Genomic DNA, 15,574 nt, shown 5'->3' on the forward strand with positions numbered 1-15,574 from the left:
TTAAAAGTTACGTGATATTTGAGGAAGTAATACTTTAGGGTTTATACAACCTCGTAGCTCTAGGATTCCCAAAATAATGCAGAAATATACATTGGGATGAATCTTTTTATCATAAAAAATACGCAGAGAAGATATTCATCTGCGTATAAAAACGGTTAAGTTGTCTTGAGTGATAAGGTTTTTAGTACTTGTGTGTACACCGTAGTTTATAAGGGGAGGGTTAGGGTGGGGGTAAAACCTTGGTTAATCAGCTACCGTAGCCTAAAACCAGAGGTAGGGAAGGGGTTAGGATCTATATTGGACTCAACTGCAAGTAGAATTGTGCTAATTTGGGAAAACCGTGAGAATAATTAAAAAAATATAACTACTAACTCTATTATCCTTACTTCAGAAGAAATCGCCGAATATCGTGATAAATTTGCAGGGTTAGATGACGCTCTTTATGCAATTAAAATCATAGAAGCATCTAGTGGAGATTTAACTAAAGCTATAAATTTACTTGCTCCTAAATATAATATTTCTATTACTAAATCACACCCGATTTTAGATGAGTTAGCGCAAAAGTTTAGTCATATTATTTGCGACGAAACATTTATTGATGAGTTAATGACTGGACTATTAACTGTTGCTGTTGGTAGTTTAACTGCTACAGGTCAAATTCCCCAGGCTATTGCTACACCTGTGGTTATTTATTTAACTAAAAAAGGTGTGAAAACATGGTGTAATTCTAATTCATCTAATTCTAATAACCAATAGCTGTAAAAGCTGCCCAATAAAAAGGATTAGCGAAAGGTCGTGTATTAGATTTAAGTTTAGTTTTTGCCCCATCAATAAATAACTCTTTAAGAATGTCATCTTGTCCTTCAAACATAACATCAATAGAGGGCTGAATTTGCTGTAAAAGCTGTTCTCCTTCTTCACTGGTCAGGTTTCTTAACCAAGTCAGAGCTTTATTTAAAGCAACTGCTATATCTCCCTGTTTTAATTCTGGATAGTTTTGCAAGTTTTCATATAATTGAATGAATAAAAATGCTGTGGAAACATCATCAACTGTCCAAAGACTACTGACTACACTTGAACTTCCTGCATAAATAAATCCACTAGGTAAGCCAATATATTCATCGCTGGTATTTTGGAAATCAACTATACCAGTTTCACAGGCAGAAAGAACAACGAGACGGCATTGATTGAGATTAAAATCTTTATTGAATAAATCATTCAAAGTTAAGCATTTATTGAGGTCAAGTTTTTCATTAACAATTGCACCATTTAAAAGTAGACAAGAATTAGCAGGGGTCTTCAGGTTAAAAGAACCATGACATGAGAAGTGAAGACAATTTACTTCTGCTAGATTTTCTATTCTTATATCTAAAGCGTTTCTACTAGCATCTTTTGCACGCAATATCGTTGTTTCTTCAATCGGGAAATAATGCTGAATACTTTCTATTTCTACGTCTGCATAAAAAAGGTCTTCTGTGGGATTTTGAATAGCAAAGAAAGATTGAAAGTCAGGACGTTGACGCAGTTGCAATTGTTGCAGGAGTTGACAACTGGGTGCATAGCCTACGCCGTTGGGGAATAAGTCAAGTAAGTATGATTCTTTGATAGGTAAAGCATGGAGAGGAAACAGGTGCAAAAAGCGATGGGGAATTAGGATTAATTTGTCGCATTCTTTAGATAATGGAGCTAATATTTCCTCAAGATGCAGAATTTCTGCTAATTTTTTCAGCCGTTCTTCTAGCTGATTCTGCCATTGAATTTTATATTTATCTTGCTGGTTGTAATAGTCATTTAGATATTTATTACTCCAATCAATTAAGGTATTAAAGTCTTCTGGTTGTGATTGCCAAAATGTTAATTTTTGCCCGTTAGGTTTGATAACAAAAGTAAGAATTGTATCTATGGTGATGTACCATTCTATAATGGCAGTGCCTTTCTCTAAAGTTTTTTGGAACTGGTCAGAATTAAAGCCAAAACCAACAGGTAGATAGCTGTCTTGTAATGCTTGGCGTTGCTGTCGCAATTGCTGGAGATGTTGGGCTAAGTCTGTGGGATTTTCGGCTTTGCCATTTTGGAGTTGATACTGACCACTGGCTATTTCGTCTCGAAGTTGTTCTAATTGAGTGACAACTTCAGGCGGGAAAATAGTTTTGATGTCGCGGTTGAGGATAAGTTCTACTAAATTGCGAGTTTTGCTACGTTCAATATATTCTATTGCCTTGGTGTTTCTTCCCAATGCTAGGCAAACTTCCACTATCCTTGCAAAAAGTTTGTTCCATTCTTCTGCTTGCTTACGCTTGGCTTCTTCGCCAGAAATAATTGTGTCTCGCAAAGCTTCTGCTGTTTCTATCGCCGCCACAAAGTTATCGTAAGCTAAGTTAAACTGTTTTTCGCTTTGGTATAAAATGCCAAGATTGAACAAAGTTTCTACATAATTTTGGGGAAAGGCGCTGCGGGTTGTAACTTCCAGTGCAGCAGTATAAGCAGCGATCGCCATTTCCAGATTCTCAGCGCGTTCTCCAAATATTCTGTTACGGTAAGCAATCCCCAGATTATTTTGCGTGGTTGCCCATTGTTCAGGAAAGGCGTGGCGGGTTCTGACTTCCAGTGCGGCAGAATAAGCAGCGATTGCCATTTCCAGATTCTCGGCGCGTTCTCCAAATATTCTTTCAGAGTAAGCAATCCCCAGATTATTTTGCGTCATTGCCCAATCATTAGGAAAGGCGTTACGGGTTCTGACTTCCAATGCAGCAGAATAAGCAGCGATCGCCATTTCCAGATTCTCGGCGCGTTCTCCAAATATTCTGTATAAGTAAGCAGCCCCCAGATTATTCTGCGTGGTTGCCCATTGTTCAGGAAAGGCGTTGCGGGTGTAAACTTCCAGTGCAGCAGAATAAGCAACAATCGCCATTTCCAGATTCTCAGCGCGTTCTCCAAATATTCTGTTACGGTAAACCTCTCCCAGATTATTTTGCATACCTGCCCATTTTTCCGGAAAGGCGTTACGGGTTCTGACTTCCAGCGCAGATCTATAAGCAGCGATCGCAAATTCMATATTCTCAGCTCGTTCTCCGAATATTCTGTCACTGTAAGCATTCCCCAGACTATTTTGCAATGTTACCCAATTTTGGGAAAAGGTGTTGCGGGTATACACTTCCAGTGCAGCTCTATAAGCAGCGATCACAAATTCAATATTCTCGGCTCTCTCTCCGAATATTCTGTTACCGTAAGCAATCCCCAGATTATTTTGCGTCATTGCCCAATCAACAGGAAAGGCGCTGCGGGTTCTCAATTCCAGTGCAGCTCTATAAGCAGCGATCGCAAATTCAATATTCTCGGCTCTCTCTCCGAATATTCTGTCACCGTAAGCAGCCCCCAGATTATTTTGCGTCATTGCCCAATCAACAGGAAAAGCGCTGCGGGTTCTAACTTCCAGTGCAGCTCTATAAGCAGCGATCGCCAATTCAATATTCTCGGCTCTCTCTCCGAATATTCTGTCACCGTAAGCAACCCCCAAATTATTTTGCGTGCTTGCCCAATTTTGGGGAAAGGTGCTGCGGGTATATACTTCCAGAGCAGCTCTATAAGCAGCGATCGCAAATTCAATATTCTCAGCTCGTTCTCCGAATATTCTGTTACGGTAAGCATTTCCCAGATTATATTGCGTCATTGCCCAATCAACAGGAAAGGCGCTGTGGGTATATACTTCCAATGCAGCTCTATAAGCAGCGATCGCAAATTCAATATTCTCGGCTCGTTTTCCGAATATTCTGTCACTGTAAGCATTCCCCAAATTATTTTGCATGCTTGCCCAATCAATAGGAAAGGCGCTACGGGTATATATAGAGAGTGCAGAAGAATAAGCAGCGATCTCAAATTCAATATTCTCAGCTCGTTCTCCGAATATTCTGTTACGGTAAGCATTCCCCAGATTATTTTGCGTGCTTGCCCATTTTTCCGGAAAGGCGCTGCGGGTTCTAACTTCCAGTGCAGCTCTATAAGCAGCGAGCGCCAATTCAATATTCTCGGCTCGTTCTCCGAATATTCTCTCACCGTAAGCAACCCCCAAATTATTTTGCGTCATTGCCCATTTTTCCGGAAAGGCGCTGTGGGTTCTAACTTCCAGTGCAGCTCTATAAGCAGCGATCGCCAATTCAATATTCTCGGCTCGTTCTCCGAATATTCTCTCACTGTAAGCAATCCCCAGATTATTTTGCGTCATTGCCCAATCAACAGGAAAGGCGCTGCGGGTGTAAACAGTGAGGGCAATTATTTCGTTGCCAGCGATCGCAATTTCCATGTTATTGGCTTTGCTACCCAAAGGAAAATCGCTAATCAGATTACTCAATTCAACCATTACGTAGGCGATATATTCTGCTCTATCTGGTTCCGCTTCTGCTAGGGTATTTGTTGCCCAATCGCGCAATAAGTCAGCAAAAATATGATTGAGTTTATCGGTATTTGCTGCCAGCAATGGGTAAATTACTTGAGCATCGCCGTTGCTATCTGCTGTTGCTTGCAGTATTTCTATTAAAAATTGCCTGTAAGTGTCTATATCTTCTTGGGCGATCAGGGAAGTTTCCGGGGTGAGTTGTGTTGCTAGGTTTCTCAACCAGTTTGCAGTATTTTCTTCTCCATGCTGTGCAAAATTCTCTGCTACTGCTGCTAATACCTGCAAAAAACTAGCATCAATAAATTCTGTATTAGCTGCTAAAATCTCTGCTTCTTCCGCACTGGGGCAATTTAGCAAGCTTTCGATCAACTGGTAATAAGCTTGTAGGCGCTGTTGATTCATAATCAGGTGCAAGTATTATATAACACCTTTTATATTATATTTATCAGTAATTTACGCAGTACTTTTCCTTAATATTGTAACGTTGATGACCAACGTTATAATATTAGCTACGTGTACCGTCTTGTAAAGAAGCGTTCCCGCTTTTTAGCGCAACCCAACAAACCCAATCCCCAGTATTTTGTACACAACTTTGCCCTTTAACTGATTACACCCTCCCCGCCACTCCGTCTAATAGTGCAACTTAGATGGGGTGATTTGTCGTAAATATTTTTTGCATTAGAAGCTTTTAAGTATAAAGTTATACTATAAAATCAAGATACGAGAAAGGCGATCGCCCTCCGGTAAGAGTCCGCGATCGCCTTTGTTTAACCCCTATTCAGGATTCAGCTATCATCATGACACAAGTACAAAAGTTCGTACCTTTGCCATTTAATATTTCTCCACTAGTCCCTACTCCTTAGTCCCCAGTCCCCAGTCACTTTTATAACTTCGTCCCACACTCAGCACAGAAGTTATGTGTGGGAGCATTTTTCGCATCGCAATGGCTACAATAAACTGGCTCTGCTGGGGGTTTCGGCGGTTGCTTAGGCAAACCAACCATTTGAGCATTGCTTTTGCCAGGGGCTACCATTGGATAGCAATTTTCGTCTCTGGTGACGTGGACATTCATGATTACTGGGCCGTTATGTGCCAGCATTTCGGCGATCGCATCTTTTAATTGACTGCGATCCTTAATTATCATGCCCTTAATCCCGTATGCTTTTGCTAATAACTCAATGTCTGGCATCCCGACTTCCATATTTGAGCATGAGTAACGTTCGCCATGAAAGGCTTGCTGCCACTGGCGTACCATCCCTTGCCAACCATTGTTAATAATTATGGTCTTGACATTGATACCATATTGTGATATCGTACCCAGTTCCTGTAAACACATCTGAAAACTAGCATCACCGCTAATACAGATGACTTCTTCATCGGGAAAGGCGACTTTCGCGCCCATAGCCGCAGGTAAACCGAAACCCATCGTTCCTAAACCTGCACTAGAAATCCAGCGTCTGGGTCCGTTTTTCAAAAATTGTGCTGCCCACATTTGATGTTGTCCGACATCTGTGGTGTAAAAAGCATTAGGTGCTTGGCGACTGGCTTCTACGATTACTTCTTGAGGTGAAATGCTATCGGCATGGTGGGGTACTACTAGAGGATACTCTTCCCGCCAACGGTTAACTAAATTTAACCACTCTTGATTCTGATTTGGTGTAGCTTTGACGCCTAATTCCTTGCAGCGACGCAACAAGTCAATCAATACGTTTCGCACATCCCCGACGATAGGCACTTCCGGAACGCGGTTTTTGCCGACTTCTGCCGGATCTATGTCGATGTGAATTACTTTGGCGCGGGAGGCGAATTCGTCTAATTTGCCTGTTACGCGATCGTCAAATCTCGCACCAACGCAAATTAACAAGTCACAATCACTCACAGCAAAGTTAGCGTAAGCAGTGCCATGCATTCCTAACATTCCCAAAGCCAAGGGATGATGTTCGTCAAAAGCACCGATCCCCATTAAGGTTGTGGTAACAGGGATATTGAATAACTCAGCTAATTGCTTGACTTCTTCATGGGCACTAGCGGCGATCGCCCCACCACCTACATACAGTAGCGGACGGCGACTTTCAGTAATCAACCCAATTGCTGCCTGAATTTGTCGGGGATTTCCCTTGACTGTCGGACGATAACCGCGTAACTTCACAGAACCTGGTTTTACAGGTAGATAGTCAAATTCTTCTAAAGCTACATCCTTAGGCACATCAATCAAAACTGGCCCTGGACGCCCCGTGCTAGCGATATGAAACGCTTCAGCGACAATTCGCGCCATATCTTTGGGATCGCGCACTACATAGGAGTGCTTGACAATTGGTAAGGTAATCCCGTAGATATCAGTTTCTTGAAATGCATCTGTACCGATCGCTGGACGTGAAACCTGTCCAGTGACTACAATCATCGGGATCGAATCCATGTAGGCTGTAGCGATGCCCGTCACCAAGTTAGTTGCTCCAGGCCCAGAAGTACCAAAGCATACTCCTACCTTACCTGTAGCGCGTGCGTAACCGTCGGCAGCGTGGGCTGCTCCTTGTTCGTGTCTCACTAGAATGTGCTTAATCGCACCAGTTGCTTCCACCTTGTACAGGTCATCATAAATCGGCAGAATCGCCCCACCAGGATAACCAAAAATATACTCAACGCCGTGGCGATGAAGACTGTCAAGCAGAGCAAAACCGCCAGATGCACGTTTGGGCACGACTGGCGGGTTATTACGGGACTGTTTGTGATTCTCGGTTTGTGGGATACTAATTTGGGAAGGCAATTCTCCCACGGAGACACTTTGTGAACGCACGTTCAAACCTCAGACTATAGCTAAAGTTAATGCTGACTTCTGTAGTTAAGATTTCATTTTAATAGAAAACTTCAATTAAATCCCGATTATTTTATAGATTCAAAATAAAACTAGAATATTAGCCTAGAATTAGGGACTGACAAATAAACAAATATCCCACTGTTCACAGTAACTAGTCATCAGTTATCACCTTCAAAGGAGATAATTTATTTTTGGAATTCCCTTAAATTACGTCTTGCAACACTCTGCGGGTGTTATGCCAAGCCCAAATACCCACAACTACCACAACAATACTCATGACTACAAGTACTGTTCTTAACCCTAAGGCATCAGTTAATGGTCCAGCAATTGCCAGGGGTACTGATAAAGCGATGTTGACAGCATGATTTTGAAAGCCAAATACTTTACCATGCATTGTCGGTGGAGTTTGCTGTTGAATTAAAGTTTGCATTGGCACACCAATAAAGGCAGCACCGATACCCAGAATTCCACACAGTCCCAGCGCTAACAATAAACTATGTATAAAAGTAAACACTCCTAAAACCAGAGCTATCATCAAAAATCCAATTAAAGGTAATGGCTTGCGGTGCAATTTATCACCCCAATTCCCTAAAATTGCCGCACCGGATACCATCCCCACCCCGGCTGCGGCTAAGAAAAAGCCAAACTGTTTTTCTTTGAGACCAAACTCTTCGGCTAATCGAATCGTCAGCACCGTTAAAGCTGCAAACACACAATATAAGGTTGTTAGTTGCAGCATAGCATTCAAGACCAAACGGTTTTTCTTGAGATAGCGTAGACTTGCGGTAAATTCAGCCCAAGGGTGATTTTCGTTTTGATGTTCCCTTGGCGGTTTGTGTTCTTTAAACTTTATTGGCTGCATAATCGCAGCTGATAAGATGTATAATCCTGCAACCACAAGCTCTTGACCGTATCTTTCTCCCATCAAGCTTTTTGCAAAACTCAAAATCGGCTCTCCGATCGCAAAGCCAACAATTAAAGCTCCCATCATCGTGCTGCTGAAAAGCGCATTAGCTGCCAATAAATTTTCTCGCTTCACCAACAAGGGAATGGCTGCTTGCTCGGCTGGTGCAAAAAACTGCGTCACCGTAGAGATGGCAAAAGTTATAATTAACAGAATTAGAAATTCTCGTGGCAAAAAGGGAAGACAGAGCGTTAACAGCCCACGCACGACATCTGAGCCGACCATAATCAGCTTTTTTGGCAGACGGTCAACAAAGATACCACCAGCAGAACCAAACAAAATCGCTGGTATTGTAAACGACAGCATCAAAGTTGAATACATCGAATTTTGTGCCAACCCAGGAAGCGGTGAGTAGTTCTCCAACAGAGCAATCATCAAAACAAAGAAGACTTTATCCGCTAACTGGGACACGATTTGCCCAATCCACAAGAGCATAAAATTACGGTTTTTTAGCAGTGCGCTAAACCCGTTATTGACAGCAGCAGGTTCTGTTGGAAACATCAGTTACTTTAGGATAGATGGGGCATGGGGCATCTGGGAGGGATGAGGAGATGGGGTGGTGGGGAGATGGGCGTAGTTTCACCCCATCTCTTGATCTCCTCATTTCCTCATCTCCTATTTCTCACTTACTTAGTTCGTTGTCCGGATTAATTTGCTTCATAGCGTTTTAACAGCATACGCAAAAACTCGGCTACAGTGAGATGACCTTTGGGGGGAAAAATTCCAATGGATGAATCTACCCACCAACCTTGTACAGTTTCGGGCGATCGCCAAATGGATAAATGCTCGACAGCTGGTTGTGCATAAAAGTTATTTTGCCCACTACCTAGCAAACTAGAACTCCAATGGGTGAAATAATCATGACTGATCCGATGAATCAGGAAATTACCCTGTAGTGGGACTCCCCATCCATCTATAGCAATAAACGCTTTCACACGACCACCCAAGTGTTGCCACAAATGCGCCGCACCTATTGCCCCGACAACGCCAGCACTAAAGCTAATGAATATCACTGGCGATTCCAAAGAGTTGTTGAGGCGACCGCGCAAAAACTCCAAAATGTGGAAAGCTGATAAACTCAAAAAATCCTTGCCCGGAAAAACCAGTATCTTAGCTTGATTTTGCTCTATTGAGTCACCAGAAGTATCTAATAATCCCGATATAAACGATTCAGTCAAGGCGCGATCGTGGATTCCAGGGCAAATAATTATGGGCATGGGGTATTGAGCATGGGACATGAGGCATTGTAAAAGAAATCTTTGCGTCTGGACAGTTATCGATTTATATCGTGCTAAGTAGTTAGACACAATTAATTACACAATGTCAGTTGCGAATCGAGCGTTCGCGATAGCGTCTCGTAGAGAAGCGAAATATAGGCGTTCGCGAAGAGTAGCCTTCCTGCAGGATAGCAAGGGCAAGGACTGGGATTGGCTTCGCTTTTCTACTAAACGCTCTTGGTAGCTTGCTTCTGGGTTCGCGTAGCGTTCTGTAACAAAGGAGTACGCTCGCAATGACTGTAAATATTTTTGTCCATCTACTTATCAGCTTTTAGTATTAATCACTCAAATCTGCAATTTTTAGTCTGTTTTGTTTATATGTCTTTTGATGTATTATTCTGCTTTTTACACCCATCCCATCCCCCCGGATGGGATAATAATTGATTAGTAGGGAAAATGTTTAAGCTATTCCCTAACTTAAAATTCTCTGCACTCTGGTTATATTAAGGAAGTTATTGTGGTTGCAACGCCGGAAAAACTACAACATACTCACACTCACGAGCAATTATCAGCTAAAGACCGTGTAGCCGTATTGCTGATGGGCTATGGCGAAGTCGAAAGCTACGAAGATTTCGCCAACTATAACGAACAGGCTTTAAATCTACTGACAGCAAAATTTGCACCGGTGCCAACTTGGATTTATCCGCCTCTGGCAAGACTTTTGGCACTATTTGACCGTCATGAGTGGGGACACACACACCATGATTTTATCTCTCCACACAACGCCATCTTCGAGCAGCAGCGTGCTGGGATTGAGAAGCATTTACAAGAAAAATGGGGTAATAACGTCCAAGTTTTCAAAGCTTTCAACTTTTGTGCCCCTTTCTTGCCTAAACAAGTTTTGGCAGAAATCAAAAACCAAGGCTTCGACAAAATTCTGATTTACCCACTCCTAGTTGTTGATTCTATTTTTACTAGTGGAATTGCGATCGAGCAAGTTAATAATGCTCTTGCTGAGTTGACTGATGGTGAAGAACACTGGGTTAAAGGACAGCGCTACATTCCTTCTTTCTTCAACGAACCAGCCTACATCGATTTAATGGCTCATCTAGTTGAGGAAAAAATTAACGCTGATTTAGCAGCAGCTTACCTACCTTCTCAAATCGGTATTGTGCTAATGAATCATGGCTGTCCGCACAAAGCCAAAGGATTTACCTCTGGAATTACCGAAAGTCAGGCGCTATACGATTTGGTAAGGGATAAGTTGATTAACCGCTATCCTTTAATCTCCGTCGGTTGGCTCAATCATGATACACCTCTAATTGAATGGACGCAGCCAAATGCACAGCAAGCAGCAAGTAACTTGATTCAGTTGGGTGCAAAAGTAGTGGTATTTATGCCAATAGGTTTTGCTACAGAAAATCACGAAACTCTGTTGGATGTACACCACATCATCCATGCTTTAGAAAAACAGCATCCTGGTAGTAACTACGTACAAATGGCTTGCGTCAACGACCATCCGCAATTTTTAGCGATCGCCGCTCAATGGGCTGATGCTCATATTGCACAATTATTGTCAGAGCAAACTTTGACAGTTAATCCCCAACTAGCTGATCATCACCATCACCATCACCACCATTAAGTTTAAGTTTGTGGGGCGGGCAAAGCTTTGCCCACTCCAGATTTAGGGTTAGTTTTAAGCATAAATGCAATTCAAATTTTGTCTATAGCAACGTTGCAGATGCACCTTAAGCTTTAATTTCTATCTGCGTTACAGTACTGACATACAATTATTTTTGTTTCATCTATTTTAAGTAAAAATCTGTTTAGACTCAGTATTATCACTCAGGTTAAGCAGGCTATACAAAGTTATTCTATAATCAGTAATATCACATTTGCTAGTTGTTAAAAGATTACAAGCTCTTGACATCAAAATCCAGGTAATCACTTATTATTAAAATCTCTGTGCGTCAAAGCGTCCACTGAAGTTCTGATGCCTGCTGTGGGCTGTGCCAATGGCAAAAGCCACCCTCAGACTTCTCTTTGCGTCAGCCTTAATTATAAGTCTTAACCGGACATGATATGACTAGTAACGCAGCAATAATTTTTAGCAGCTTTTGGCGTTAATTACCTCATACCAATTCTCTGGAAAGATACGCCAAAATCTGACTAATGGCAATAAAACTGTAGACCGACACAAATTATTGAGAGGTTGTAAAAAACACTATAAGTTCGCCACCTGAGTATGTATCCAAAAGGATTTGTTGGCGAGATATTTGCTGGAGTAATTTTAAGCAAAAAATAGGCGTGCTGTTATCCAACAGTAGCCTACATTTTTGTGGAATTAGTCCACTGTTTTCCTTGTTCTTTGTAATTGCAATTAAACCCTAATTTTGAAGGATTTACACATGCCACAAACATTAGCCGAAACTTCTTTGACCTACTATTTAATCGCTTTTGATGCTAATGGCAAAGAATGCGAAAAGGATGGAGAACTAATCAGCCAGAATGTAGTAAATCTTCTATCTAACTCTAAGCAATCTCAGCAGCCAATTACGGATGTTTTCTTGATGAGCCACGGATGGCAAGGTGACATTCCCGCAGCAATAAACCAGTATGACAAATGGATTGCAGCTATGGCTAAAAACCAGGCTGATATTCAAAAAATCCAACAGGTGCGACCAGGATTTAACCCACTGTTAATTGGTCTACATTGGCCTAGTAAACCTTGGGGAGATGAAAGTGCAGTATCACTAGGCAAAAGAATTGTGTCTTTTGACACTACAGATAATTCTGAAGAAKAGTTTGTTAACCAGTATGCTCAGAGCATAAGTAATACTGAAGCCGCTAAAGAAGCGCTCAGAACAATTTTTACAGCAGGGGTAGAATATGACGTTGCACCCGATATATTACCATCAGAGGTGCGTCAAGCTTACGAGGTTTTGATTAAGGAAGCATCTTTGGGCAATCAAGGAGAAGATGCAGATGAGTGGAGCGAAAATGATTCATTAAATTTAGAGCCTCAAAGTTTATATCAAAGTCTTCTAGCAGAAGAAGAAAGCCAAGATGTCAGCTTCGGAATTGAGGACAATGTAAAATCAGCAGCAGATGCATTTTTAAACATTCCAAGATTGTTATCTTTTTGGAAGATGAAAGACCGCGCTCGAAAAATTGGTCAAACCAGCGGCTTCAATTTGTTAAACAGACTTCAACAGGTCACAAATAATACTGTGCGATTTCATCTGATGGGGCACAGTTTTGGATGTATTTTTGTCTCAGCTTGTGTAGCAGGTACCAAAAACAACAATAAATTAGTCCGTCCAATTAATTCTCTTGTCTTAATACAAGGCGCTTTATCACTCTGGTCTTTCTGTTCAAATGTTCCTCATAGAAAAAATCTTCCTGGTTACTTCCGCTCAATTATTACTGAGGGTAAAGTTGCAGGGCCGATTGTTACTACTCAATCTGTGTATGATAACGCTGTCAAGAATGCTTATCCGATGGCAGGGACATTAGGAATATTTGGAGGACAAGATATAGACTTTGACCCTAATAGTGAGAATAGCCAAAAGACATATCCTGGTGTAGGTGGCATTGKTCGTTTTGGAATTCAGGGTGATGGTTTGAACATTTGCACCGAGATAACATATATGGGCCCCCTGGAAAAGTCCTACAACTTTAAATCAGGTAAAATTTATAACCTGAACAGTAATGATTATATTGTAGTTCCTCCTAGCCTACTAGACGTTTTTATTGGCGCTCATAATGCCATTGATAAACCTGAAGTAGCTCATGCTGTATGGTCAGCAGTGCTTGTTAGTTAAATGAGAAATGGGGAATTGGAAATGAATTCTTCCCCATCCAATCATTAATTGCGAAGACTACAGCTGCTATGAAGTAGTAGCACGTATCAAATTAAAACTTGAGAAATTCATCAAAGATTCAAGGATGATAAATGGTAGTAAGTTCAAATCTTAAAAAAATACAACAGACTGAGTTTCGCTTTACTTTGCCCCAAGGCTATATAGACCCAGAGGGTAATGTCCATCAAGAAGGAATAATGCKATTGGCTAGTGCCTATGACAGGGTTGCACCCATCCAAAACCCTCGCGTACAGGCGAATCCAAACTACTTTGTGATTATTCTCTTGTCACGAGTKATTGTTCGTCTGGGAACAATGCAGCAAATCAACCCTAAAGTCATCGAAAATCTGTTTGCTGGGGACTTGGTTTACTTACAAGACTTGTACCAACGCATTAATCAAAACGGTGACAATCGTTTCTTAGTTAGCTGCCCTCACTGTTGTGGACAGTTTTACGTAGAACCTCCGCAACCAGGGGAGTAGTTTACTAACCCTGATGGCGGTTGCTTGAGGAGGTAGCTAGAAGAGGTAGTAAATATTTAGAAGCATTCTTATAACCGCCAATACCTAGTTATTTACTTTGATGAAAGTAGCAAGCAAAAGGATAAATTTAAGATGAGCATACAAGAACTGACCGCACAGCTATATTTCAATGGGATTGATGGTGCATCAGGAGAATATTTGTTGCCTCCGTTGACACCTGAACAGGTCTCCAAGATTGCTCAGGGCGAAGAGTTCGATCCTATAGAACTTAGCGAACTTAAGAGCAAAAATTCGCAAGTTAAAAAAGAAGATACTGACTTTGCTCCGATGGAAGGGGTAGATCCAAAAAACCTCGCAGAGACAGGTTGGGGAGTTATCTTCGCCTATAATGCTGACCCAGCAATCAAAGAAGCACTCAAGGAATTGTTAGAGCATCGGCAAAGGCAAGTCACTAAAAATCACGAGAACTACTATAAGGAATACGTCGGTCCAAAAGGTTATCGTCCTGGGGAATCGAAGAATCAATTTTTGTCGCGTCATGGAGTTGGCCCTGGCCCTGCTGACCCAGATAAAATGCCTTATTATCTGTTGATTGTTGGCGACCCAGAAACTATTCCCTATCGTTTTCAGTACCAGCTTGATGTCCAGTATGCCGTAGGTCGCATCTACTTTGATACACCCCAAGAATATGCTCAGTATGCTCGCAGTGTCGTACAAGCTGAAACTACTAATTTAAACTTGCCTCGCCAAGCTAGCTTTTTTGGTGTGTGTACCAAGGGTGATGCAGCTACCGAACTCAGTGCTAAGAACTTGATTCAGCCCCTAGCTGACTGGATGCTTGATGAGCAGAAACAGAATAGTTGGGCAGTACGAACCTTGTTAGCAGAAGAAGCCACCAAGGCGCGGTTAAGCAAACTGTTAGGAGGCGAAGAAACACCCGCTTTGCTGTTCACTGCCAGTCATGGTATGGGCTTTCCGAATGGGGATGAGCGACAGCTACGCCATCAGGGTGCTTTACTCTGTCAGGACTGGCCAGGTAAAGAACAGTGGGGTAGAAAACCAATTCCCGAAGAATTTTACTTCTCTGCGGACGATGTTGGCGATGATGCTAAGTTACTAGGGCTAATTGCCTTTCACTTTGCCTGTTATGGTGCTGGTACGCCGCAATTTGATGAATTTGCCCATAGAAAAGGCTCCAATGAAAGATTAGCGATCGCTCCTAATGCTTTTATTGCACCTCTACCTAGACGGCTTCTGAGTCATCCCAATGGTGGTGCTTTAGCTGTCATCGGTCATGTGGAGCGAGCTTGGGGTTGCTCTTTTGTCTGGGGACGCTCTGGCAAACAATTGGCAGTCTTTCAAAGTACCCTCAAGCGACTACTAGAAGGTCATCCTGTGGGGTCAGCCGTTGAGTATTTCAACGAGCGTTATGCTGAACTTTCTTCTGATTTGAGTATGCACCTAGAAGATGTTCAATTTGGCGCGACTGCCGATCCGGTAAGTTTGTCTGACATGTGGACAGCAAACAACGACGCTCGGAGTTATGCGATTATTGGCGACCCGGCAGTTCGGCTAGTTGTAGGGGATAATTCCACAGGCGATCGCTCGGTAATTGCAACAGTGAATTTACTTACTGCGCCAGCAACACCCCAGACATCTGATACATCTGCCATCCAGCAAGCCCAGACAAACTTAAACCAAGCCCTAGAGCAATTTGCTAAAACAGTCGAGCAATCTTCATCTGACCGTACACAAAAGCTGCAAGCAGCGCTTTCAGCTACAGTCAGTCTACTTGAAACCTTGAAGAAATTAAGCTAGGGACTGGGGACTGGAGAAAATT

At 42.1% G+C, this 15,574-nt stretch carries 9 protein-coding genes; 5 read left to right on the forward strand and 4 right to left on the reverse strand.

The window, feature by feature from the left end:
* Nucleotides 1-606 precede the first annotated feature (606 nt).
* The gene (locus FCR06_RS33530; RefSeq protein ID WP_223280123.1) at nt 607-756 is read left to right on the forward strand and encodes a hypothetical protein; all 150 of its coding nucleotides are present in this window, start codon (nt 607-609) and stop codon (nt 754-756) included.
* On the opposite strand, the gene FCR06_RS13015 is transcribed toward FCR06_RS33530, so the two are convergent.
* The 4 genes from FCR06_RS13015 to FCR06_RS13030 all read right to left on the reverse strand — a co-directional run bounded on the left by FCR06_RS13015 (nt 743) and on the right by FCR06_RS13030 (nt 9,389).
* The gene (locus tag FCR06_RS13015) at nt 743-4,795 is read right to left on the reverse strand and encodes a CHAT domain-containing protein (protein ID WP_138500236.1); all 4,053 of its coding nucleotides are present in this window, start codon (nt 4,793-4,795) and stop codon (nt 743-745) included. The genes FCR06_RS33530 and FCR06_RS13015 overlap by 14 nt on opposite strands.
* A 481-nt stretch (nt 4,796-5,276) precedes the next feature.
* Nucleotides 5,277-7,187: a biosynthetic-type acetolactate synthase large subunit gene (ilvB, locus tag FCR06_RS13020; protein ID WP_138500238.1), complete on the reverse strand. Its 1,911-nt coding sequence runs from the start codon at nt 7,185-7,187 to the stop codon at nt 5,277-5,279.
* A gap of 223 nt (nt 7,188-7,410) precedes the next feature.
* On the reverse strand, nt 7,411-8,673 hold the full coding sequence (locus FCR06_RS13025) for an MFS transporter (protein WP_138500240.1): 1,263 nt from the start codon (nt 8,671-8,673) through the stop codon (nt 7,411-7,413).
* Nucleotides 8,674-8,819: 146 nt separating this feature from the next.
* Nucleotides 8,820-9,389, reverse strand: a complete 570-nt coding sequence (locus FCR06_RS13030) for a hypothetical protein (protein WP_138500384.1) — start codon at nt 9,387-9,389, stop codon at nt 8,820-8,822.
* Between the two features lie 517 nt (nt 9,390-9,906).
* Between FCR06_RS13030 and FCR06_RS13035 the strand changes: the two genes are divergently transcribed.
* The 4 genes from FCR06_RS13035 (at nt 9,907) to FCR06_RS13050 (ending at nt 15,552) form a co-directional block, all read left to right on the forward strand.
* Nucleotides 9,907-11,031, forward strand: a complete 1,125-nt coding sequence (locus tag FCR06_RS13035; protein ID WP_138500243.1) for a ferrochelatase — start codon at nt 9,907-9,909, stop codon at nt 11,029-11,031.
* A gap of 766 nt (nt 11,032-11,797) precedes the next feature.
* Nucleotides 11,798-13,213 (forward strand): hypothetical protein, encoded by a 1,416-nt coding sequence (locus FCR06_RS13040; protein ID WP_138500245.1) that lies wholly within the window; start codon nt 11,798-11,800, stop codon nt 13,211-13,213.
* Nucleotides 13,214-13,344: 131 nt separating this feature from the next.
* Nucleotides 13,345-13,734, forward strand: a complete 390-nt coding sequence (locus tag FCR06_RS13045; RefSeq protein ID WP_411267998.1) for a phage tail assembly protein — start codon at nt 13,345-13,347, stop codon at nt 13,732-13,734.
* A 132-nt stretch (nt 13,735-13,866) separates the two neighbouring features.
* Entirely contained in the window at nt 13,867-15,552 is a 1,686-nt protein-coding gene (locus FCR06_RS13050; protein ID WP_138500247.1) for a C25 family cysteine peptidase, read from the forward strand.
* Nucleotides 15,553-15,574 lie beyond the last annotated feature (22 nt).

The organism is Nostoc sp. PA-18-2419 (assembly GCF_005869855.1).
In the GTDB taxonomy this organism is placed as follows: Bacteria; Cyanobacteriota; Cyanobacteriia; order Cyanobacteriales; family Nostocaceae; genus Nostoc.

Excerpts from the sequence above, each read along its gene's own strand:
- FCR06_RS33530 (WP_223280123.1), top strand. The coding sequence starts at position 607 with ATGACTGGACTATTAACTGTTGCTGTTGGTAGTTTAACTGCTACAGGT.
- FCR06_RS13025 (WP_138500240.1), bottom strand. The coding sequence starts at position 8,673 with ATGTTTCCAACAGAACCTGCTGCTGTCAATAACGGGTTTAGCGCACTG.
- FCR06_RS13030 (WP_138500384.1), bottom strand. The coding sequence starts at position 9,389 with ATGCCCATAATTATTTGCCCTGGAATCCACGATCGCGCCTTGACTGAA.
- FCR06_RS13050 (WP_138500247.1), top strand. The coding sequence starts at position 13,867 with ATGAGCATACAAGAACTGACCGCACAGCTATATTTCAATGGGATTGAT.